We start from the raw sequence: 20725 nt of genomic DNA on the forward strand, positions 1-20725 counted from the left end.
GCTGGCCGACGAATGCGTTACGGCCGACGAGCCGACCCAGACCCGCGGCGGGGTGGAAGGGAGGCCATCGGCCCGCATCGTCGCCCGGAGGTGGAGTGAGGCCGGTCAAGGCCGGGCGGCAGCGCATCCACATCCACCAGCGCCTGTCGCGTGGTACGACTGCTCCACAGACAGAAGCGGCGGAAACGGGCTGATCGATGACAAGTAGGGCAGGCCGGCTGCGGCCGAGACCCGAGAAACCGAAGGTGACAGGCCTGGAACTGTTGTTCGACGTAGTGTTCGTTCTCGCGCTCGCACAGCTCTCGACTCTGCTCGAGGAGGATACGAGCTGGACCGGCGCCGTCCAGACGCTGATCTTGCTGCTTCCCCTGTCGGTGATCTGGGCCGTTACCGCAGAGGAATGCGATAAGTACGACCCGCAACAACTGCCGATACAGCTGCTGGTCCTTGGGCTTGACCCGTTTTGACGGACAGGGTCGATGTGTTGATCTTATTCAGGCTGCTTGGCTTGTCGGTAGCCGGTGCAAATCGGTGGCCTCGAACGCGGCGGGGCTGAGGTAGCCGAGAGTGGAGTGTCGACGGCGGGTGTTGTACCAGCCTTCGATGTACTCGAATATTGCCTGGCGGGCGGCGCTATGGGTGGGCCAGGGTTGGCGGTGTAGCAGTTCGGTTTTGATGGTGGCGAAGAACGACTCGGCGACCGCGTTGTCCCAGCACTGCCCACGCCGGCCGACAGAGAGGCGGATGCCGTGGGCAGCGGCGAGGCGGGCGTGTTGGTCGCTGGTGTATTGGACAGCCGCGGTCGGAGTGGAACACCAGCCCGGACGGCGGCCGGCGCCGCACAAGGGCATCGGTGAGCGCGGCGTCGATCAGGTCGGTGCGTAGGTGCTCGGCGACCGCCCAGCCCACGACCCGGCGCGAGGCCAGGTCGATGACGGTGGCCAGATACAGCCAGCCTTGCCAGGTGTTGATGTAGGTGATGTCGCCGCACCAGCGGGTGTCGATCCCCGCCGGGTCGGTGCCGAAGTCACGGTTGACCAGGTCAGGTCGCCTGCCGGCGTTCGGGTCAGGCACCGTGGTCGTTCGCCATCGGCGTGGACTCTTGCCGGCCAGCCCGGCGCACCGCATCAGCCGGGCGACGCGTTTACGGCCGTGTCGCAGCCCGGCGTCGGCGAGGTCGGCGTGGATCCGCGGTGCTCCGTAGGTGCCTTTCGACACCGCGTGCACCTGCGTGATCTTCGCGGTGAGCTGTGCGTCGACGCGCTGCCGCTGGGACTGGACGCCGCGTTGCTGCTGGTAGTAGGCGGACCGGGAGACCTCGAGTAGCTCGCACGCGCGCTTGACGTTGTGCTCGCCGGCTTGCTCCGCCTCGATGAACGGGTACACGTTCACCGGGTCTCCTTCGCGAAGAAAGCCGTTGCCCGCTTCAAAATATCGACGTCTTCACGCAGCCGGCGGTTCTCACGCCGAAGCCGCGCGAGTTCGTCTCGCTCATCCGAGGTCAACCCGTCAGTACGGGCGCCGCTGTCGAGTTCGGCCTGCTTGACCCATTCACGCACCGCGGTCTCGGTCAAGTCGAAATCCTGGCTGACCTGCCTGATCGTGCGGTCACCACGCTGACACAACTCGACGATCTCGGCCTTGAATTGCGCCGTGAACGACCGCCGAGGCCGCGACCGCTTCTTCCCCACGTTCTCCATGATGCTGGACATCCTCCCGGAGACCCCAGGTCCCCTGATCTCGGATGTCCGTCAAAACGGGGCAGGCCCACCTCGGAGCCCTGCTCGGCACCCTGGTGATGGCCGCCGCGGCGCCTGAAGCGTTCGGCGAACGAGGCCTTTACTTCGCCGGCGCGTACCTCGCCATCCAGCTCGGTGCCTCCGGCATCCTCGTACATCTGCTGCGTGGCGGCGAGATGCAGCGCCCCGAGGCGCGGGAAGCCTTCTGGTTCGGCGTGTCCGCAGTGCCGTGGATCGCGGGCGCGCTCATGCATGGTTGGGCCCGTGGGGTGCTGTGGGCGCTTGCGTTGGCCGTGGAATACGTGGCTGCCGTTCTCCGCCTACCCACACCAGGGCTTGGCCGCGGGCGAGCGACGGAGTTCGGGTACTCCGGTGAGCACCTCGCCGACCGGTGCCGGCAATTCTTCACCATCGCGCTCGGCGAGCTGATCCTGGTTACCGGGCTGACGCTCGACCAGAGCGGGTTTCAGGTTGCGACCTTTGCAGCGGTATTGGCAGCGTTCGCCACCACGGTGCTGCTATGGCGCGTCTACTTTTACAGTGCCGGGGAACTGCAATCGAAGGCCCTCGCAGAAGCCTCCGGACCGGTTCACGGACGCCCAGTGGTTTTCGCCCACCCGATCCTGGTCGCCGCCGTCATCGCAATTTCGATCAGCTACAAATTCGTGATTTCACATCCGCTCGGACGCACACCGCCGGCCTGGATCGCCCTCATCGTCGGCGGACCCGCACTGTTCCTCGCCGGGCGCGCCTTCTTGGAGTACGCCGTCTTCAGCCGCGTGTCCTGGGATCGGCCGATCGGAATCCTCGTGCTCGCCGTCATCTCACCGGCGATGAGCCTGGTGCCGCCGGTCGGGGCCGCCAGCGCCGCTGCCCTCGTCCTGGCCGGGGTCGCCCTGGTCGACACCGCACGTGGGCCACGACGCGGCCAGCCGGCAGCAGCCGGCTAGCCGGAAGTGCATCTGGGTTCCGATACCGATCTGTCATCCACACACATCAAGCGAGGTACGACAGCCGGCTGCCGGCGATGTCGGGCTCCACTTGACGCGTTACGGATCGCTGTCACTTGACCCGTGACACGTCCGGCTAGACGATCATGGTTGTAGATGTTAGCCGATGTGGCGTGGTTCGGGCTGGGGAGGCGGCTGCCAGTCGGTTTCCCCGCCCGGGCCGACGGTTATCGGCTCGACACCGATGCCCGTGAGGCGCCAGGACTCGTAGTTGTGATCGGGTCCGACGTGTAACTCCGCGCCGTTGTCGAAGTACAGGTGGAGGGCACCCTTGCCGCGGATCTCAACGCTGGTGATGGTCTGGCGGAACAGGTCCAGAACGGGTGCCAGGCGGGCGCCGGCGCCGGGGTCAAGTTCGTACCACTGCCCGTCCGCGTCGCGGAGCAGGAACGGAGTTTCGATCGCCAGTTCGGCGTCGACGCGGTAGCCCTCGTCGGGGTCGAGCGCGGAGAGGCTGAGCCGGACCTGGTAGTCGAAGGCCGTGCGGTCGACACGGCAGCCGGTCAACCGGGTAGGAATTCTGATCGGGCCTGTTCTGGTTAGGTGCCGGTCGGCCTGGCGCGCTGGCGTGGAGGTTAGCCAAATATTGATCGTGTCAAGCATCTGGTGGGACGCGAGTGTCAAGCATGTCCCGTGACGGGACACCGCCGGCCGCCGGCGATGTCGGATCTCAGGACCTTCGTGATTTCGACCACGCTGACCAGCGGCAACTGGAACAACACGACCGTCATCCACGACGACGTGGTCAGCCAGATCGCGAAGCTGAAGGCCAAGCTGACTGGTGACCTGCTCGTCTTCGGCAGCAACCAGCTGGTCCGCCGGCTCTCCCGCACGACGTGATCGACGAGATCCGCGGCTGGTGACCTACCCAGTCGTGATCGGCGACAGTACGCACCTGTTCGCCGGAGGCGACGGGATGGCGTCGTTCCAACTGCTCGGCACCACCACCTTCCAGTCCGGCGTCGTGGTGCTGACGTATGCGCCCCTAACCGGGGATACCGCCGACCCGGGGCAGTGACCACACTGCCGAACCCGACGTAGGACGTGCCGTCACGATGGGCGGCGGAGGTGATGAGCCCCGGCCGGCGTCAGGCCCCAGGCCCGCTGCGGGATGTGTCTTTAATCCAGCGGTTCAGGGCCGGACCGGACGTCTACCCGGTCGACCAGGCACGAAGCAGCGAGGAGGCATCGAACGCTTCGTCTGCGGGCGAAATCTGACGACAACAGGTGGGGTTGTCGCCGAGCTGGGCGGCACCGGATGACAGCCGATAGCAGCAGACGATGCGCCGCAACCGCGTTCGGGACGAAGGGGTCAGGTTGACCAGGCAGGTGGTCAACAAGTCCGGGAGGCATGGCCGGCTGCTGTCACGGGTGGACCTGCTCCAGGTTGTACCCGCAGGTAGCGGCCGCGATGGAGTAGCTGACGGTGGCTACCGTCAGCACGAGGCCGACACCGAGGCCGAGGGCAGCCGCGCCTTTGGCGGACAGCCCAGTTCGCCAAACGAACACGGCCGTCACCACAGCGGCCAGGGGCAGCGAGAACGCGAGGGAGAGCCACACGGTCTCGCGGAACACCCATACCAACCAAGCCGGATCGCCGGTGAGTGCCTCGCACGGCACCGGATGTGAGGGCATAGGCGCCGCCGCCAGCGGCGCAGTGGCAAGACCAGCGAACGCGTATGTCAACAGCGTCCAGCTCAGCGCAGCCCGGGTCCTCGGCCAGTCAATCACCACCGCGACTGTGCCAGAGGCGGCCGAAGACGGCTAGGGCGCGCGGACCTGATCGCCGTACAGCACGAAAGTGCAGCAACGGACGCGACCGCTGGCGACTCAGGCCAGCCAGGCGGTGCGTGTGACTTTCGCACTCGCCGGCAACCCCAGGTTCAGGGCCGGGCACAGATCCGGCACAAGTGAGCGCGAGTAGCGGCGAAAGACGCCGGAAACCGATGGAAGGCGTTTCCGCAGGCCAGGAGCTGTGTCGGGAGTAGCGCGCGAGGCTGGGAAGCCGGGGCTCTTACTTCCAGCGGAAGTGCACGAAGAGGCGGCCGAAGTTCTTGGAGTCCTTCTCCACCCGGTGATAGAGCTGCTTGACGTCCTTCTGGTCGAGGAACCGGAGCACCCGCTTCTTGAGCTGGCCCGATCCCTTGCCCGGAATGATCTCCACGAGGGTGGCCTTCTTCGCCACCGCCTCGTCCATGATCCCGCGCAACGCGCGGTCGATGTCCTGGCCCTTGTTGAAGATCTCGTGCAGATCCAGCTTGAGCTTCATGCCGCAGCCCCCGGCCGGTCAGGTCCCATGTCCGCCATCCTAGGCACGCCCGGCGGACCACCCGCCGGACGACGGCGGGGCGGCCCCGAAGGGCCGCCCCGCACACGTCATCGGTCCGCGCTCAGCGCGTGCCGCCCAGGCGGGTCTCCACCCGCTCCAGAGCGACCCGGTAGTCGTCGTTGGCCGCGTGCATCGCGGCGGCGATCCGCAGGTGCCGCAGCGCGTCGGTGTGCCGGTTCAGCCGCTCCAGGGTCCGGCCCAGCACGTGGTGCGCGTAGTGGTCGCTCGGGTCCCGGTCGACCAGCTCCCGCAACTGCTCCTCGGCCCGGTTGAGCTGGGCCGACTGAAAGTACGCCCGGGCCAGCAGCTGCCGGACCGCCGCGTTGCCGGGTTCGGCGTCCACGATCGGCTCCAGCAGTCGGGCTGCCCCGCTCGGATCACCGGTCTCGAAGAACATGGTCGCCCGCCGGTAGTCCGCCAGAAGATCCATCTGCCCACCTCCTCGGGTCGCGCCGTCACTGTTCCGACGCTGGCACAACATCAGCCGTTTAGCGACTGTTCCCGGGGGTGAGATCGCGTCGGTTCCGACCCTCGGCGGTCAGGTGCGGGCGTCCCGGCGCCCGACGGACAGCTCCCAGGCGCGGACGCCGCCGACGATGCCCGCGGTGTTCGGCACCACGACGACGTCGTCGCCCATCCGGGCCAGCTGTTCGGGCCGGATCAGCCGGGAGTTGCCCCCGCCCAGGTAGAGCCGGTCCCAGCGGAACACCGGGCGGAGCCCGTCCACCACCTGCCGGATCCGTCGGGACCAGAAGGCGTCGCCGAGCCGGCGGCGCTCCGGCTCGCCCACGTACGTGTCGTAGGTGGTGCCCCACCGCACCGGCGCGTGGGACAACTCCAGGTGCGGGGCGAGCACCCCGCCGTCGAAGAGGGCGCTACCCAGCCCGGTGCCCAGGGTCAGCACCAGCTCGCAGCCGGTGCCGGCGACCACCCCGGCACCGTGCACCTCGGCGTCGTTCAGCACCAGCGCCGGCACCCCGAACGCGTCGGCCAGCGCACCGCGCGCGTCCCAGCCGGACCACTCGGCGAGCAGGGCCGGGTCGACCCGACTGCGTGGTCCGCTGCGGGTCACGTAGTGCGGTGTGGCCACGACCACTCCGTGCCGGATCATCCCGGGAACGCCCACCGTCAGCCGGTCGGCCGCCGGCAGCCGCCCGCCCAGGTCGAGCAGGGTTCGGACGAACAGCTCAGGCGGCAGCGGGTACGGGGTCGGTACCCGCAGCGGCCGGGCCCGCATCGTGCCGGCCTCGTCGAGCACCGACGCCTTGATGCCCCCGCCACCGCAGTCGATAGCCAGTGTGGTCACCACGCCGTTGAGTCTGCCCGCTGCCGCCCGGCCGTATGCCGGCGGCCGGATAGGCTGCCGTCCTGATGAGCGCCACGATGATCGTCAAAAACCTGGCCGCCGGGCACGGTGACCGCCCACTCTTCGCCGGATTGGACCTGGTGGTCGCCCCGGGCGACGTGGTCGGCCTGGTCGGGCCGAACGGCGCCGGCAAGTCGACGCTGCTGCGTACCCTCGCCGGGTTGCTGCCGGTGGAGGCCGGCAGCGTCCGGCTCAGCCCGCCCACCGCGACCGTGGGGCACCTGCCGCAGGAGCCGGAACGGCGGCCGGGCGAGACGGTACGTGGGTTCCTGGCCCGGCGGACCGGGGTGACCGCCGCGCAGGCGGCGCTGGACGCCGCGACCGAGGCGCTGACCGCCGGTGCCGCGGGCGCCGACGACGCGTACGCCGACGCGCTGGAGCGCTGGCTCGCCCTCGGCGGCGCGGACCTGGACGAGCGCGCCGAGCAGGTGAGCGCCGACCTGGGGCTCGCGGTCGACCTGGATCACCCGACGACCGGGCTCTCCGGCGGTCAGGCGGCCCGGGCCGGGCTGGCGTCGCTGCTGCTCAGCCGGTACGACGTGTTCCTGCTCGACGAGCCGACCAACGACCTGGACCTGGCCGGGCTGGAGCGGCTGGAGGAGTTCGTCACCGGACTGCGGGCCGGCACGGTACTGGTCAGCCACGACCGGGAGTTCCTCACCCGCACGGTGACCCGGGTGCTGGAGCTGGACCTGGCGCAGCAGCAGGTGCACCACTACGGCGGCGGTTACGCGGCCTACCTGGAGGAGCGCGAGGTGGCCCGCCGGCACGCCCGCGCCGACTTCGAGGAGTACGCCGACACGCGGGCCGGGCTGGAGGCGCGGGCGCGCACCCAGCGTGCCTGGATGGAGAAGGGCGTGAAGAACGCCCGGCGCAAAGCCACCGACAACGACAAGATCGGTCGCAAGTTCCGCACCGAGTCCACCGAGAAGCAGGCGGCCAAGGCCAAGCAGACCGAGCGGCTGATCGAACGGCTCGACGTGGTCGAGGAGCCCCGCAAGGAGTGGGAGCTGCGGATGGAGATCTCCGCCGCACCCCGCGCCGGCGCGGTCGTGGCCACGCTGCGCGGCGCGGTGGTACGCCGCGGCGGGTTCACCCTCGGCCCGGTGGACCTTCAGATCGACTGGGCGGACCGGGTCGCGGTGACCGGGGCGAACGGCTCGGGCAAGTCCACCCTGCTGGCCGCGTTGCTCGGTCGGCTGCCGCTGGACGCCGGCACCGCCTCGCTCGGGCCCGGGGTGGTGGTCGGCGAGGTGGACCAGGCACGAGGGTTGTTCCTCGGCGACGCGCCGCTGATCGACGCGTTCCAGGCGGCCGTACCGGAGATGTCGCCAGCGGACGCGCGGACCCTGCTGGCCAAGTTCGGGCTGCGCGCGGCGCACGTGCCACGGCCCGCGGCCACCCTCTCCCCCGGCGAGCGGACGCGGGCGGCCTTGGCTCTGCTCCAGGGGCGCGGGGTCAACCTGCTGGTACTCGACGAGCCCACCAACCACCTGGACCTGCCGGCCATCGAGCAGCTCGAATCGGCCCTGGCCAGCTACCCGGGCACGCTGCTCCTGGTCACCCACGACCGGCGGATGCTGGCCGCCATCGAGACGAATCGCCGGCTGCGGGTCGACGCCGGGCGGATCGCCGAGGATTGATCCGTGCCGGCGGGCCTTCGCAGGGTGAGAATGACGCCATGCTCAAGTGGGAGTACGCGCTGCTGATCCGCCGTCGCCAGGCCGCGACCAACGATCTGGGCTGGGAGGTCGTCTTCGTCTGGTACGGCCCGGAGGGCTCGATGGTCGACGTGACGCCGTACGGCGACACGGCGCTGGCCCACCTGAACCGGGCCGGCGACCAGGGCTGGGAGTTGGTCGCGATGAGCGAGGACCCGTCCCTGCCCGGCAACAACGAGTTGCACCGCTATCACCTCAAGCGGCCGAAGCCGGCCGCCCCGCCACCCCGCCAGCGGATGCGTGGCGGCGGCCGGCCGGGCCGCCGCACCCTCTCCGGCTGACCAGCGCGACCGCTCGGCGAACTGACCTCGGTCCGGCCTCGCGGGTCCGGCCGGACCCGCGCCCGGGCACCGCTTTGCCTCGCTCCGGCCCCGACGGGCACGGGTCGCAGTTGAGCGTTATACCTGAGAGTCATTTCTATGACTCTCAGGTATAACGCTCGCCGCAGTCTCGCCTCGAAGACCGCGACACGCCGGTCGAGCGGCACGCCGACCCCGGTCGACGAGCGGGCATACCGGCCTCGGATCCGGGTATCGCGCGGCGGGAGGTGGCCCGAATGGTCGCTTTGGCACAGACTCCGCCCTCGGCCGACCGGCTGCGGGCGATCGACGGGTTCCTCGCTGAGGCCTGGGTGGACCAGGTCCAGCACGACGACCGACTGCGTGGCCTGGCGGTCGAGGTGCGGTTCGACCGGGGTGTCGCCCACCTGAGCGGTGAGGTGGCCGAGCCCGCCGAGCTGCGGCTGATCCGGGACCTGGTGGGGCGGCTGGCCGGGGTCTACGGCGTGTGGTGCCGGGTCGGCGTCGGCGGGCGTGAACCCGTGGTGGTGGACCTCGGCTGCGGACCGACCAAGCAGTGGCCGGGCAACCTGGGGCTGGACATCTTTCCGGCCCCGGGGGTGGACGCGGTGGCGGACCTCTCCGGCTCGCTGCCGCTGGCCGACAACTCGGTGGACGTGCTCTTCGCGGTGCACATCCTTGAGCACCTGATCGACTTCCTGCCGCTGGTGGACGAGTGCCACCGAGTGCTCCGCCCGGGCGGTGTACTGCACGTGATGAGCCCCTGGTGGGGGCACGTGAACGCGGTCGCGGACCCGACCCATGTCCGGCTGATGGACGTGCAGACGTTCAAGGGGATCTGCCAACTCCGGCCGCCCGGCACCCCGCGCTGGTACCCCCTGCACGCCGGCTGCGACGGCGCCTCCATCTTCGCGGACCTGACCCCGCTACCCCCCGACGCCGACCCGGCCCCCCAAACCCACCTGGCCCGCTTCTTCGACTGACCCCAACCAACCCACGGGTTGATCATGAGGTTGACGGGTGCGATGGAGATCGAAGGCCCCGCCAACCTCATGATCGACGCGGTAGCCCGGCGGGCAGTTTGGTTGATTCGCGGAGTTCGAGGCGGTAGGGGGCGGAGAGTTCGCGGGCGGGGCCCGTGCGGTCGCCGTCGAGGCGTTCGGCGAGCAGTTCGACGGCGAGGCGGGCGATCTGCGCCTTGTCCGGGGCGACAGTCGTCAGCGTGGGGATCGAGAACCGGCCGTCCTCGATGTCGTCGAAGCCGACCACCGCCACGTCCTCGGGTACCCGCAGGCCGGCCTCGTGCAGGGCTCGCAGGGCACCCAGGGCGAGCGTGTCGTTGAAGCAGAAGACGGCGTCGGGGCGTACGCCGGAGGTGAGCAGGCCGCGCATGGCGGCCGCGCCGTCCGCGCGGTGCCAGGCCGGCGCGGGCGCCACCAGGGCCTCGTCGTAGTCCAGGCCGGCGGCGCGCAGCGCGTCGGCGTAGCCGGTCAGGCGCAGTCGGGCGCTGGCGCCCTCGGGGGTGCGCTGCGAGCCGATGGCCGCGATCCGGCGCCGGCCGAGCCCGATCAGGTGGCTGGTGATCTCCCGCGCCGCGCCCACGTTGTCGATCACCACATGATCCGCCGGGCCGTGGTCGACGCGCTCACCGAGCAGCACCATCGGCCTGTTGTCCAGGCCGGCCAGGTCCTCCGCCGTGAGCGCCAACGGGCTGAAGATCAGCCCGTCGATCAGGTGGTCGGTGATGCCGGAGGCGACCACCCGTTCCTGCTCGCGCCCACCACCGGTCTGGTCGATCAGCACCGTCCAGCCGAAGTCGGCGGCTGCGGTGACCACGTAGCGGGCCAGCTCGGCGAAGTACGGGATGTCCAGTTCCGGCACCGCCAGCGCGATCACGCCGGTGCGCCCCTTGCGCAGGTGGCGGGCGGAGAGGTTGGGCCGGTAGTTCAGTTCGGCGATCGCCTCTTCGACCCGGGCCCGGGTGTCCGGCCGGACGTGCACGTAACCGTTCACCACGTTGGAGACCGTCTTCACCGACACGCCGGCCCGTTCGGCCACATCCTTGAGCCTGTGTCGCACTTTGCAACCTCCCCGATGTAACACTCCGCACCCTACCCCGTCGTCAGCCCTTTACAACGTTGCCTACAACGTTGTAGAAAGCAGGGAGGCCGGGTGGGCGGTGACTGCGGTCACCCGGCACCGGCAATGAGGAAAGGTGGCACCCCTTGCGGACCGCGCAGCTGACGATCGACCCAGCCTTCGCGATCGGCCCGGCCGACCGACGTCTCTTCGGCTCCTTCGTCGAGCACATGGGGCGATGCGTCTACGGCGGGATCTACGAGCCAGGCCACCCCAGCGCCAACTCGCGCGGCCTGCGCGGCGACGTGCTGGAGCTGACCCGGGAGCTGGGTGTCTCGGTGGTCCGTTACCCGGGCGGCAACTTCGTCTCCGGCTACCGCTGGGAGGACGGGGTGGGCCCGGTCGGCGACCGGCCGCGCCGGCTCGACCTGGCCTGGAAGACGATCGAGACGAACGCGTTCGGGCTGGACGAGTTCATGACCTGGGCCGCCGAGGCCGGTGTCGAGCCGATGATGGCGGTGAACCTGGGCACCCGCGGCGTGCAGGAGGCGCTGGACCTGCTGGAGTACGCCAACCACCCGGGCGGCACGCAGCTCTCCGACCTGCGGCGCAAGCACGGCGCGGAGGACCCGTACGGGGTGCGGCTGTGGTGCCTGGGCAACGAGATGGACGGCCCGTGGCAGGTCGGCCACAAGACCGCCGACGAGTACGGCCGGCTGGCCGCCGAGGCCGCCAGGGCGATGAAGATGATCGACCCCTCGATCAGCCTGATCGCCTGCGGCAGCTCCAACCGGCGGATGCCCACGTTCGCCTCCTGGGAGGCGACCGTGCTGGAGCACACCTACGAGCACGTCGACTACATCTCGGCGCACACCTACTACGACCCGTCCGACGGTGACCAGGCCAGCATCCTGGCCTCGGCCGTCGACATGGACAACTTCATCACCGAGGTGGTCGCGACCGCCGACCACGTGGCCGCCAAGCAGCGGCACAAGCGCAAGCTCAAGATCTCGTTCGACGAGTGGAACGTCTGGTACGAGTCCCGCCTCCAGGCCGACCTGGACCGGCGCGGCTGGGTCGAGGCCCCGGCGCTGATCGAGGACGACTTCACCGCGGTGGACGCGGTCGTCGTCGGTGACCTGCTGATCACCCTGCTCCGCCACGCCGACCGGGTCGGGGTGGCCGCCCAGGCCCAGCTGGCCAACGTGATCGCGCCGATCCGCACCCGCAACGGCGGCCCGGCCTGGCGGCAGAGCATCTTCCACCCGTTCGCGCTGACCGCCCGGTACGCCCGCGGCACCGTGCTGCGCACCGAGCCGGTGTCGCCGCGCTACGACACGAAGAAGTACGGGGACGTGCCGGTGCTCGACACGGTCGCCGTGCACGACGAGGAGACCGGCGAGCTGACCGTCTTCGCGGTCAACCGCGGCTCCACGGACCTCCCGTTGGAGATGGACCTGCGCGGCCTGCCGGGCATGTCCGGCCTGTCCTTCCTGAGCCTCGCTGCCGGGTCTGACCGGTCGGCGATGAACACCGAGGCCGAGCCCGACCGGGTGACGCCCCGGGAAATGCCCACCCCCACCCCCGACGGCGGCCGGTGCACCGTGCGCCTGCCCGCCGTGTCCTGGAGCGTGCTGCGCTTCGGCCCGGCAAACGCCTGAGGTCGCATCGAGTTTGACCAGGCACAATTCATCCCGTCCCCCCTTCAAGGAGATACCAGCATGATCCAGAACGACATGAGCCGGCGCCGCCTGCTCGGCCTCGGTCTCGGACTCGGTGCCGCGGCCTCGCTGACCCTCGCCGGCTGCGGCGGCGGTGACAGCAGCTCCGGCCCGGCCGCCGGCAACGGCGGCAAGGAGTACACCGGTCCCAAGGTCGACCTGAAGCTGTGGAACGGCTTCACCGGCGGCGACGGCGAGATCTTCAAGGCGCTGGTGAACCAGTTCAACACCGAGCACAAGAACATCGCCGTGACGGTGGCCACGTACCAGTGGGAGGACTACTACAACAAGCTCCCCGGTGCGGCTTCCAGCGGCAACGGCCCGGACATCGCGGTCATGCACATGGACCAGCTCGCCACCTTCGCCGCCCGTGGCGTGATCACCGAGCTGGACGACGTGGCCAAGAACCTGGAGCTCGCCGAGGCCGACTTCGCCCCCACGGTGTGGAAGGGCGGGCTCTACAACAACAAGCGGTACGGCATTCCGCTGGACATGCACCCGCTGGGCTTCTACTACAACAAGACCGTCATGCAGAAGGCCGGCCTGGACCCGAACAAGCCGCCGACCACCAAGGACGAGTACGTCGCGGCGCTGGCCGAGCTCAAGAAGGCCGGCGTGCAGGGCTTCTGGGTCAGCCCGTTCCAGTTCACCGGCGGCATGACCTTCTACTCCCTGCTCAACCAGTGGGGCGGCACGCTCTTCGACGCCGACGTGGCGAAGGCCACCTTCAACTCCGACCCGGCGGTCGAGGCGTGCACCTGGCTGGTCGACATGATCAAGCAGGGCTACTCGCCGGCCAACGTCGGCCAGGATGCCGACTACCTGGCGTTCAAGAGCGGCAAGAACGCCTTCACCTGGAACGGCATCTGGCAGATCAACGATCTGAAGAAGAGCCCGGAGGTGCAGTGGGGCGTCGCGCCGCTGCCCCAGATCGGCAGCAAGCCGGCGGCGTGGGCCAACTCGCACAACTTCACCATCGTGAAGCAGCGGGCCAACGACGCCAACAAGGTCTCCGGCGCGAAGGTCTTCATCAACTGGCTCAGCGAGCACTCGCTGGACTGGGCGAAGGGCGGCCAGGTGCCGGCCCGTAAGGCCGTCCGTGAGGGTGCCGAGTTCAAGGCGCTGCCGGAGATCTCGTCGCTCGCCCCCGAGCTGGAGTACGCGGCCTTCCCGCCGGCGGCTCCGGGTCTGGGCGAGGTCATGACGACCTTCTACAACTCCTTCAACGAGGCCGCGCTGGGCAAGAAGTCGCCCAAGCAGGCGCTCGACGACGGTGTGGCCAAGGCCAACAAGCAGCTCGAGGACAACCGCAAGAAGTACGGGAGCTGATAACCCGTGGCGGACGTGATCGAGGTCGGGGCGGCGCGCGGTGACGCGCCGCCCCCGGCGGCCAACGCAGCCCGCCGGGGCGCCTCGGCGGGCCGGACCGGACGGGCGACGCCATATCTGTTCCTCGCCCCCTACCTGGTCCTGTTCGGGGTCTTCGGCCTGCTGCCGATCGTCCTCGGCCTCTGGCTCAGCGTGCACCAGTGGGACTTCCAGCTGCCCAACCGGCCGTTCATCGGGTTGGACAACTACAAGGACCTGTTCTCCAGCGACTCCGCCATCTACGGCGACTGGTGGGAGAGCGTCCGGGCCACCGCGATCTTCACGGTGCTGTCGGTGCCGCTGCTGGTGGTCGTACCGCTCGGGCTGGCGCTGCTGCTGAACCGCTCCTTCCCGGGCCGGACCTTCTTCCGGGCGATCTACTTCGCGCCGTACGTGCTGGGCGTCGCGGTGATCGGCCTGCTCTGGCGGTTCCTGCTCGACGCCAACCTGGGCCTGGTCAACCGGCTCGCCGGCGCCGTCGGGCTGCCCGCGGACACCCCCTGGGTGACCAACATGCCGTGGGCGTGGATCTCGCTGGTCGGTGTCACGGTCTGGTGGACCTCCGGCTTCAACGCGGTGATCTACCTGGCCGGTCTGCAGGACATCTCTCCGGAGCTGTACGAGGCCGCCCGGATGGACGGCGCGAACGCCTGGCAGCGGTTCCGCAACGTCACCCTGCCCGGGCTGCGCCCGGTGCTGCTCTTCGTGATCACCACGACCGTGCTCGCCTCGGCGAACATGTTCGGCCAGTCGTTCCTGATCACTCAGGGAGCGCCGGGCACGGAGACCCGCACGGTGGTCTGGTTCATCGTCGAGGAGGGCCTGCGGGACAACGACGCCGGTCGCGCCGCCGCAATGAGCATCGTGTTCGCCCTGATGCTGGCGGTCGTGAGCATCGCCAACTTCCGCCTCTTCCGCTACAAGGAAGACTGAGGGGACCGCCATGACGACGCCCACGCGGACCACCCGCGGTTCCGCGACCGCGAGCCGGGTCGTGCTCTACGCCACGCTCGTGGCGCTGGCCCTGATCTTCCTGACTCCGCTGCTGTGGATGGTCATCACCTCGCTGAAGACCTACACCGCCGCCCAGCAGATCCCGCCGAGCTGGCTGCCGAACCCGCTCGCCGGCTATGGCTACGAGCAGATCCTCAACAACACGGCGAACCCGGTTCTGCGCTGGTTCCTCAACAGCATGCTGGCCGCCACGCTGCACTCGCTGCTGGTCCTGGTGACCGCCTCGATGGCCGCGTACGCGCTGGCCCGGATGAAGTTCCGCGGGCGCGGGGTGAGCTTCGCGCTGATCGTCGGGACGCTGTTCATCCCGCCGACGTCGCTGATCATCCCGAACTTCCTGATCGTCGACCAGCTCAACTGGATCGACACCCTCGCGGTGGTCGTGGTGCCCGGTGCGGCGAGCGCGTTCGGGGTGTTCTTCCTGCGGCAGTTCTTCATCTCGCTGCCCAACGAGCTGGAGGAGGCCGCCATCCTGGACGGCGCCAACCAGTGGCAGATCTTCTTCCGGGTGGTGCTGCCGCTGTCCAAGCCGGCGCTGGCCACCCTGGCCGTGCTGTCGTTCCTCACCAACTGGAACGACTTCCTCTGGCCGATCTTCGTGCTGTTCAGCCCGGAGAAGCTCACCCTGCCGCCGGGCCTGGGCCTGCTCCAGGGCTCGTACGTCACCGACTATCCGGTGATCATGGCGGGCGCGGTGCTGGCCAGCCTGCCGGTGCTGATCCTCTTCGTGTTGGCCCAGCGGCACATCATCCAGGGTGTCTCCCGCAGCGGTCTGAAGGGATGACCCGCACGATCACCCGGCGACGCGGCGCGGCGGCGATCATCATCGCCGCCGCGTTGCTCGTCGCGGGCTGTTCCGACGGCGACGAATCCACCTACACGAGCAACGGGAGCGGCCCCAGGATGTTCAGCAACCCCGTCGTACGCACCGACGCCCCGGATCCGCAGGCGATCCAGGTGGGCGACACCTGGTACCTGTTCCACACCAACGCGGGCGGCCGCAACGTTCCGGTGCTCACGTCCACGGACCTGGTCGACTGGACCGAGGCCGGTGACGCCCTGCCGGCGCTGCCGGACTGGGCGGACGCGGGCAAGACCTGGGCGCCGGAGGCGATCGAGCTGGCCCCGGACCGGTTCCTGCTCTACTACACCGTCGCGGGCCGGGAAGCCGGGCGGCAGTGCGTCGGCAGGGCGGTGGCCAGCGCGCCGCAGGGGCCGTACCGGGACGACTCGGCCGGCCCGCTGATCTGCCAGGCCGAGCTGGGCGGGGCGATCGACGCCAGCCCGTTCCGGGACACCGACGGCAGCCTCTGGCTGCTGTGGAAGAACGACGGCAACGCGATCGGGGTGGACACCTGGCTCTGGTCGCAGCGTCTCTCCGACGACGGCCTGACCCTGGTCGGTGAGCCGACGAAGCTGCTCAAGCAGACCGAGCCGTGGGAGGGCACCCTGATCGAGGGGCCGTTCTTCCACCGCCAGGACGGTCGCCTGCACCTCTTCTTCGCCGCGAACGCCTACGACCGCGCCGAGTACGCCGAGGGCTACGCGGTCTGCGAGAGCCCGACCGGGCCCTGCGTGAAGGCCTCCGAGAACCCGATCCTGAAGAGCAACGAGGCCGCCTCCGGTCCCGGCCACGCCTCGATGGTGGTCAAGGACGGCCGGACCTGGCTGCTGTACCACGCCTGGCCGCCCGGCCAGGAGGGCACCACCGATCCCGGCCGCCAACTCTGGCTGGACGAGGTGACCTGGGTCGACGGCAAGCCGGTCGTCAAGGGGCCCACGGGCGATCCGCAGCCCCGCCCCTGACACGTGCGAAAAGGGGCCCCTCGCGATTCGCGAGGGGCCCCTTTTCGCACGTTCGGGTTCAGCTGCCGGCGGCCGGCTCGCGGGGGGCCGGGGCGGCGGTGGGCTCGTGCCGGGCCAACCGGTTGCGGCGGTAGCCGTAGCCGAAGTAGATCAGCCCGCCGAGCAGCATCCAGGCCAGGAACCGCAGCCAGGTCTCCACCGACAGATTGAGCATCAGGTAGAAGCAGGCCAGCGCGGAGACGATCGGCAGCACCGGGGAGAACGGCACCCGGAACGGCCGGTCCAGGTCCGGGCGCTTGCGGCGCAGGATCGGCACCGCGACCGAGACCAGCACGAACGCGCAGAGCGCGCCGATGCTGACCAGGTCGGCCAGGGCGGAGAGCGGCAGGAAGCCCGCCAGCAGCGCGACCGCGATCGTCATGATCGCCGAAATCCGGTACGGGGTGCCCCAGCGCGGGTGCACCGTCGCGATCGACGGCGGGATCAGCCCGTCCCGGGCGATCGCGAAGCCGATCCGACCCATCGCCACCAGGTCGACCAGGATGACGCTGGTCAGGCCGGCGACGGCGGCGATGGAGACCAGCACGGCCGCCCAGCCGGCGCCGACCGCCTCGAAGGCCGACGCGATCGGGGCGCCGCGGTCGATCTCCGTGTACGACACCATGCCGACCACCACCAGCGAGACGCCGATGTAGAGCACGGTGGAGATCAGCAGCGTGCCGAGCAGGCCCAGCGTGAGGTCCCGACGCGGCTTGCGCGTCTCCTCGCCCAGGTTGGCCACCGCCTCAAAGCCGGTGTACGCGAAGAAGACCACCGCGGCGGCGCTGAGCACCCCGACGAAACCGAAGACCGACGGTTCCAGCCCGAAGAGCGCCTGGGTGACCGGCTGCTTGATGCCGTCGTCGCCGCTCCCGGCGGGTTCGGCCGGCGGGATGAAGGGGCTGAGGTTGGTGGCCTTGACGAAGAAGAGCCCGGCGACCACCACGAAGACGCAGATGGCCACCTTGACCAGCACCAGCAGGTTGGTGATCCGGGCGGACTCCCGGATGCCGACGATCGCCACGATGCCAAGGATCAGCACGATCGCGATCGCGCCGACGTTGACCGTGCTGCCCTCCTCGCCGAACCACCGGGTGGGCAGGTCGAGCAGTTCGGCCAGGTAGCCGGACCAGCCGCGGGCCACCACGGCCGCGCCGAGCGCGAACTCCAGCAGCAGGTCCCAGCCGATGATCCAGGCGACGATCTCACCCATCGTGGCGTACGCGTAGGTGTAGGCGCTGCCGGCGGTCGGCACGCTGCTGGCCAGTTCGGCGTAGCAGAGCGCGGAGAGCAGGGCGACCACGCCGGCGATGGCGAAGGAGATCACCACGCCCGGCCCGGCGCTGTCCCGGGCCTCGATCCCGGTGAGCGTGAAGATGCCGGTGCCGATCACGATGCCGATGCCGAAGCCGGTGAGGTCGACCGCGCCGAGCCGCCTCTTCAGCCCGGGTCGGCCGTCGGTGCCGTCCGCCCCGCTCTGGGCTATCACGTCCTTGATCGGTTTGGTCCGCAGCACGGACACGCGCTCACCCCTCCCACCGTGCGACCACCACCGTGGCGGCCGGTGACCGGCGTTGCTACCCAGCGACGGGAGCCGCCAACCGCGCCAACCACCCTTCACGAGGAGTGGGATCCCCGTCACGTCGCGCAATCTGACGATCGACGCGGAACGACCCGATAACCGGCGGTCGAATCCATCCGCGCGAACCCTTGCGATAACGACCCGAGTGTGAAAATTTCCTACCAGCGGCAGATAGGCAGCGGCGAATCTTGCCGGACGTGCCGCGCTGAACACCCGGGAGCCCCAACGAAGGGACACACCGCATGAAGGCAACTCGGCTCGGAGCCGCCGGGCTGGTCGCAGCCCTGCTCGGCACGCTCGTCACCGCCACCCCCGCGAGCGCCGCGCCCGGCGCCGCCGGCACCGACTCCACCGCCACCTGCACCACCGACCCGGCCAGCCCGAAGCGGCAGTTCCGGGCGATGTGGATCTCCTCGGTGGTCAACATCGACTGGCCCAGCAAGGCTTCGCAGACCGACCCGGACCGGATCTCCGCCCAGCAGGCCGAGTACCGCGGCCTGCTCGACCTCGCCGAGCGGCTGAACCACAACGCCGTCGTCGTGCAGGTCCGGCCGACCGCCGACGCCCTTTGGCCGTCGCCGTACGAGCCCTGGTCGGAGTACCTGACCGGGGTACGCGGCCAGGACCCGGGCTGGGACCCGCTGGCCTTCCTGGTCGAGGAGTCACACAAGCGCAACCTGGAGTTCCACGCCTGGTTCAACCCGTACCGCGTCTCCATGCCGGCCCCCGGCGGCGCCGGCGCCGACCTCAACCTGCTCGCTCCCGGCCACCCGGCCCGGGAGCATCCGGACTGGACCTTCGCCTACCCACCGGCCGGGGTGGCCGGCAGCCGGCTCTACTACAACCCCGGCATCCCGGAGGTCCGCGAGTTCGTGCAGACCGCGATGATGGACGCGGTCAGCCGGTACGACATCGACGGCGTGCACTTCGACGACTACTTCTACCCCTACCCCAGCGGCACCCACCAGGTGCCGGACGACGCCACCTTCGCGACGTACAACCGGGGCTTCACCGACCGGGCGGACTGGCGACGGGACAACATCAACCTGCTGATCCAGGAGATGAACGGCAAGATCAAGGCGGCGAAGCCGTGGGTGAAGTTCGGCGTCAGCCCGTTCGGCATCTGGCGCAACAAGGCCGCCGACCCGCTCGGATCGGACACCACCGGCAGCCAGTCGTACGACATCATCTCCGCCGACACCCGTAAGTGGGTCAAGCAGGAGTGGATCGACTACGTGGTGCCGCAGCTCTACTGGTACATCGGCCAGTACCCGGCGGCGGACTACGCCCGGCTGGTCCCGTGGTGGGCCGAGACGGTGCGTGGCACCCGTGTCCAGCTCTACATCGGCCAGGCCGACTACAAGAGCGGCGACCCGGCGTACGGGCCGTTCTGGCAGAACCCGCGGGAACTGTCCGACCACCTGACGCTCAACCGGGCGTACCCGGAGGTGCAGGGCAACGTGCACTTCTCCGCCGTCCAGGTGCGGGCCAACCGGCTCGGCGCCACCGACATCTACGCCGCCGAGCACTACTCGCGCCCGGCGCTGGTGCCGGCCATGCCGCACCTGCCGGCCAAGCCGCTGCTCTTCCCGGTGGTCACCAAGGCCGCCCGGGACGCCGACGGAGTGCGGCTGACCTGGCGTCAGCCGGCCGACGGCGTGGGGCCGTTCGGCACTGCCACCTCGTACGCGATCTACCGGTTCGACGGCACCACGCTGCCCAGTCGGTGCGGCACCGCGGACGCCGCACACCTGGTCGACACCGTCCGCGCCACGGCCGGTGCGATGCAGTCCTGGGTGGACACCTCGGCCGAGCCCGGCCGGCGGTACACCTACCAGATGACCGCGCTGGACCGGTCGGCCAACGAGAGTAAGGTCAGTCCGCCGGCCTTCGTTCTGCGCTGACCGGACGACCCTCGCCGGATGCCCCGGGTGCCACCGAGCACCCGGGGCATTCGTCTGTTTCAACGTATGTAACCAATAGTTGGCAAGAGACATACCGATGAGTTGATCAGTTGATCGACACTGATCGACATCCGGTAACCCGCCGGTAACTTACCGCCTCACCGCTCACCCCCGCGGAGGTAACCCGTGCCCCGACGTCTCGCCACCCTGCTCGCCTCGGGCGCGCTCGCGCTGCTCACCACCCTCGCCATCGCCTCCCCCGCCGCCGCCGTCACCCCCGAGCAGCGACTCTCGGTGCTCTCCAGCTGGACCCAGACCAGCGCGAGCAGCTACAACTCCTGGAACAGCGCCCGGGTCAACCGGGCGCCCTGGGCCGAGTACGCCTTCGACTGGTCCACCGACTACTGCTCGTCGAGCCCCGACAACCCGCTCGGGTTCACCTTCAACCTGGGCTGCTACCGACACGACTTCGGCTACCGCAACTACAAGTCGGTCGGTCAGTTCTCCGCCAACAAGTCCCGGCTGGACAGCGCCTTCTACGCGGACCTGAAGCGGGTCTGCGCCACCTACAACGCGGTGGTCCGGCCCGCCTGCCTCAGCCTGGCCTGGACCTACTACCAGGCGGTCAGCATCTTCGGCTCGGTGGCGGCCGTGCAGCAGGCCGACATCGACCGTGCCGCCCGGATGAAGGCCGACGCCGAGCGCCGCGCCGCCGCCCGCTAAATCCCACCCACCTCACCTCGCGGCC

General features: G+C 69.6%; 23 protein-coding genes and 1 pseudogene. 14 read left to right on the forward strand and 10 right to left on the reverse strand.

Annotated features, from left to right (window positions below; all coding sequences use genetic code 11):
- Window positions 1-245 precede the first annotated feature (245 nt).
- Window positions 246-467 (forward strand): low temperature requirement protein A, encoded by a 222-nt coding sequence (locus BUS84_RS20290; protein WP_074314754.1) that lies wholly within the window; start codon window positions 246-248, stop codon window positions 465-467.
- Window positions 468-494: 27 nt separating this feature from the next.
- On the opposite strand, the gene BUS84_RS41285 is transcribed toward BUS84_RS20290, so the two are convergent.
- From BUS84_RS41285 to BUS84_RS20300, 3 genes are read right to left on the reverse strand one after another with little or no spacing between them, the layout of a single operon-like run.
- The gene (locus BUS84_RS41285; protein ID WP_425293494.1) at window positions 495-746 is read right to left on the reverse strand and encodes an integrase core domain-containing protein; all 252 of its coding nucleotides are present in this window, start codon (window positions 744-746) and stop codon (window positions 495-497) included.
- Window positions 634-1392, reverse strand: coding sequence for an IS3 family transposase (locus tag BUS84_RS20295; protein ID WP_143728464.1), 759 nt, complete (start codon window positions 1390-1392; stop codon window positions 634-636). The genes BUS84_RS41285 and BUS84_RS20295 overlap by 113 nt, the downstream gene beginning before the upstream one ends.
- Window positions 1389-1700 carry a transposase gene (locus tag BUS84_RS20300; RefSeq protein WP_074318951.1) on the reverse strand — a complete coding sequence of 104 codons (312 nt, stop codon included), beginning with the start codon at window positions 1698-1700 and terminating at the stop codon, window positions 1389-1391. Before BUS84_RS20300 ends, BUS84_RS20295 begins: the two co-directional genes overlap by 4 nt.
- 44 nt (window positions 1701-1744) lie before the next feature.
- On the opposite strand from BUS84_RS20300, the gene BUS84_RS20305 reads away from it, so the two are divergent.
- Window positions 1745-2689, forward strand: a complete 945-nt coding sequence (locus BUS84_RS20305) for a low temperature requirement protein A (RefSeq protein ID WP_074314755.1) — start codon at window positions 1745-1747, stop codon at window positions 2687-2689.
- 159 nt (window positions 2690-2848) lie between these two features.
- Here BUS84_RS20305 and BUS84_RS20310 read toward each other — a convergent pair whose 3' ends face one another.
- Complete coding sequence (locus BUS84_RS20310) at window positions 2849-3256, reverse strand: DUF6188 family protein (RefSeq protein ID WP_208869701.1); 408 nt, start codon at window positions 3254-3256, stop codon at window positions 2849-2851.
- Between the two features lie 126 nt (window positions 3257-3382).
- Here BUS84_RS20310 and BUS84_RS20315 point away from each other — a divergent pair, with 126 nt between their 5' ends.
- Together BUS84_RS20315 and BUS84_RS38310 are read left to right on the forward strand one after the other, a co-directional pair.
- Window positions 3383-3589: a dihydrofolate reductase family protein gene (locus BUS84_RS20315; RefSeq protein ID WP_143728465.1), complete on the forward strand. Its 207-nt coding sequence runs from the start codon at window positions 3383-3385 to the stop codon at window positions 3587-3589.
- Between the two features lie 19 nt (window positions 3590-3608).
- Complete coding sequence (locus BUS84_RS38310; protein WP_159451053.1) at window positions 3609-3767, forward strand: dihydrofolate reductase family protein; 159 nt, start codon at window positions 3609-3611, stop codon at window positions 3765-3767.
- 347 nt (window positions 3768-4114) lie between these two features.
- Here the strand turns inward: BUS84_RS38310 and BUS84_RS20320 are convergent, their stop codons facing one another.
- From BUS84_RS20320 to BUS84_RS20335, 4 genes are all read right to left on the reverse strand, one after another.
- On the reverse strand, window positions 4115-4480 hold the full coding sequence (locus tag BUS84_RS20320) for a hypothetical protein (RefSeq protein WP_143728466.1): 366 nt from the start codon (window positions 4478-4480) through the stop codon (window positions 4115-4117).
- Between the two features lie 283 nt (window positions 4481-4763).
- Entirely contained in the window at window positions 4764-5018 is a 255-nt protein-coding gene (locus BUS84_RS20325; RefSeq protein WP_007465523.1) for a Smr/MutS family protein, read from the reverse strand.
- A 121-nt stretch (window positions 5019-5139) separates the two neighbouring features.
- The gene (locus BUS84_RS20330) at window positions 5140-5508 is read right to left on the reverse strand and encodes a tetratricopeptide repeat protein (RefSeq protein WP_074314759.1); all 369 of its coding nucleotides are present in this window, start codon (window positions 5506-5508) and stop codon (window positions 5140-5142) included.
- A 108-nt stretch (window positions 5509-5616) separates the two neighbouring features.
- Entirely contained in the window at window positions 5617-6387 is a 771-nt protein-coding gene (locus BUS84_RS20335) for an ROK family protein (protein WP_074314760.1), read from the reverse strand.
- Between the two features lie 62 nt (window positions 6388-6449).
- Here BUS84_RS20335 and BUS84_RS20340 point away from each other — a divergent pair, with 62 nt between their 5' ends.
- The 3 genes and pseudogenes from BUS84_RS20340 (at window position 6450) to BUS84_RS20350 (ending at window position 9447) form a co-directional block, all read left to right on the forward strand.
- A complete protein-coding gene (locus BUS84_RS20340; RefSeq protein ID WP_074314762.1) occupies window positions 6450-8087 on the forward strand; it encodes an ABC-F family ATP-binding cassette domain-containing protein in 1638 nt (545 codons plus the stop codon).
- Window positions 8088-8125: 38 nt separating this feature from the next.
- A pseudogene (locus tag BUS84_RS20345) lies at window positions 8126-8371 on the forward strand (hypothetical protein); the annotation flags it as partial.
- Window positions 8372-8721: 350 nt separating this feature from the next.
- Complete coding sequence (locus BUS84_RS20350; protein ID WP_074314765.1) at window positions 8722-9447, forward strand: methyltransferase domain-containing protein; 726 nt, start codon at window positions 8722-8724, stop codon at window positions 9445-9447.
- A gap of 67 nt (window positions 9448-9514) precedes the next feature.
- On the opposite strand, the gene BUS84_RS20355 is transcribed toward BUS84_RS20350, so the two are convergent.
- A complete protein-coding gene (locus tag BUS84_RS20355) occupies window positions 9515-10543 on the reverse strand; it encodes a LacI family DNA-binding transcriptional regulator (RefSeq protein WP_074314766.1) in 1029 nt (342 codons plus the stop codon).
- A gap of 146 nt (window positions 10544-10689) precedes the next feature.
- On the opposite strand from BUS84_RS20355, the gene arfA reads away from it, so the two are divergent.
- The 5 genes from arfA to BUS84_RS20380 are packed head-to-tail and all read left to right on the forward strand — an operon-like array spanning window position 10690 to window position 16452.
- Entirely contained in the window at window positions 10690-12204 is a 1515-nt protein-coding gene (gene arfA, locus BUS84_RS20360; RefSeq protein WP_074314767.1) for an arabinosylfuranosidase ArfA, read from the forward strand.
- Window positions 12205-12264: 60 nt separating this feature from the next.
- The gene (locus BUS84_RS20365) at window positions 12265-13593 is read left to right on the forward strand and encodes an ABC transporter substrate-binding protein (RefSeq protein WP_074314768.1); all 1329 of its coding nucleotides are present in this window, start codon (window positions 12265-12267) and stop codon (window positions 13591-13593) included.
- A gap of 6 nt (window positions 13594-13599) precedes the next feature.
- Window positions 13600-14565 carry a carbohydrate ABC transporter permease gene (locus BUS84_RS20370; RefSeq protein WP_074314769.1) on the forward strand — a complete coding sequence of 322 codons (966 nt, stop codon included), beginning with the start codon at window positions 13600-13602 and terminating at the stop codon, window positions 14563-14565.
- 10 nt (window positions 14566-14575) lie between these two features.
- Window positions 14576-15430, forward strand: coding sequence for a carbohydrate ABC transporter permease (locus BUS84_RS20375; protein ID WP_208869702.1), 855 nt, complete (start codon window positions 14576-14578; stop codon window positions 15428-15430).
- On the forward strand, window positions 15427-16452 hold the full coding sequence (locus BUS84_RS20380) for a glycoside hydrolase family 43 protein (protein WP_074314771.1): 1026 nt from the start codon (window positions 15427-15429) through the stop codon (window positions 16450-16452). The genes BUS84_RS20375 and BUS84_RS20380 overlap by 4 nt, the downstream gene beginning before the upstream one ends.
- Window positions 16453-16510: 58 nt before the next feature.
- Here BUS84_RS20380 and BUS84_RS20385 read toward each other — a convergent pair whose 3' ends face one another.
- Window positions 16511-18013: an amino acid permease gene (locus BUS84_RS20385; protein ID WP_074314773.1), complete on the reverse strand. Its 1503-nt coding sequence runs from the start codon at window positions 18011-18013 to the stop codon at window positions 16511-16513.
- 302 nt (window positions 18014-18315) lie between these two features.
- On the opposite strand from BUS84_RS20385, the gene BUS84_RS20390 reads away from it, so the two are divergent.
- Window positions 18316-19977 carry a glycoside hydrolase family 10-like protein gene (locus tag BUS84_RS20390; protein WP_074314775.1) on the forward strand — a complete coding sequence of 554 codons (1662 nt, stop codon included), beginning with the start codon at window positions 18316-18318 and terminating at the stop codon, window positions 19975-19977.
- 186 nt (window positions 19978-20163) lie between these two features.
- Window positions 20164-20700: a phospholipase gene (locus BUS84_RS20395; RefSeq protein ID WP_074314777.1), complete on the forward strand. Its 537-nt coding sequence runs from the start codon at window positions 20164-20166 to the stop codon at window positions 20698-20700.
- Window positions 20701-20725: the final 25 nt, after the last annotated feature.

Origin of the sequence: Micromonospora cremea (assembly GCF_900143515.1) — a bacterium.
In the GTDB taxonomy this organism is placed as follows: domain Bacteria; phylum Actinomycetota; class Actinomycetes; order Mycobacteriales; family Micromonosporaceae; genus Micromonospora; species Micromonospora cremea.

What these genes read in the sequence shown, in the direction of transcription:
- BUS84_RS20300 (WP_074318951.1), bottom strand. Translation starts at nt 1,700, where the DNA reads ATGGAGAACGTGGGGAAGAAGCGGTCGCGGCCTCGGCGGTCGTTCACG.
- BUS84_RS20305 (WP_074314755.1), top strand. Translation starts at nt 1,745, where the DNA reads ATGTCCGTCAAAACGGGGCAGGCCCACCTCGGAGCCCTGCTCGGCACC.
- BUS84_RS20325 (WP_007465523.1), bottom strand. Translation starts at nt 5,018, where the DNA reads ATGAAGCTCAAGCTGGATCTGCACGAGATCTTCAACAAGGGCCAGGAC.
- BUS84_RS20330 (WP_074314759.1), bottom strand. Translation starts at nt 5,508, where the DNA reads ATGGATCTTCTGGCGGACTACCGGCGGGCGACCATGTTCTTCGAGACC.
- BUS84_RS20340 (WP_074314762.1), top strand. Translation starts at nt 6,450, where the DNA reads ATGAGCGCCACGATGATCGTCAAAAACCTGGCCGCCGGGCACGGTGAC.
- BUS84_RS20350 (WP_074314765.1), top strand. Translation starts at nt 8,722, where the DNA reads ATGGTCGCTTTGGCACAGACTCCGCCCTCGGCCGACCGGCTGCGGGCG.
- BUS84_RS20365 (WP_074314768.1), top strand. Translation starts at nt 12,265, where the DNA reads ATGATCCAGAACGACATGAGCCGGCGCCGCCTGCTCGGCCTCGGTCTC.
- BUS84_RS20375 (WP_208869702.1), top strand. Translation starts at nt 14,576, where the DNA reads ATGACGACGCCCACGCGGACCACCCGCGGTTCCGCGACCGCGAGCCGG.
- BUS84_RS20380 (WP_074314771.1), top strand. Translation starts at nt 15,427, where the DNA reads ATGACCCGCACGATCACCCGGCGACGCGGCGCGGCGGCGATCATCATC.
- BUS84_RS20390 (WP_074314775.1), top strand. Translation starts at nt 18,316, where the DNA reads ATGAAGGCAACTCGGCTCGGAGCCGCCGGGCTGGTCGCAGCCCTGCTC.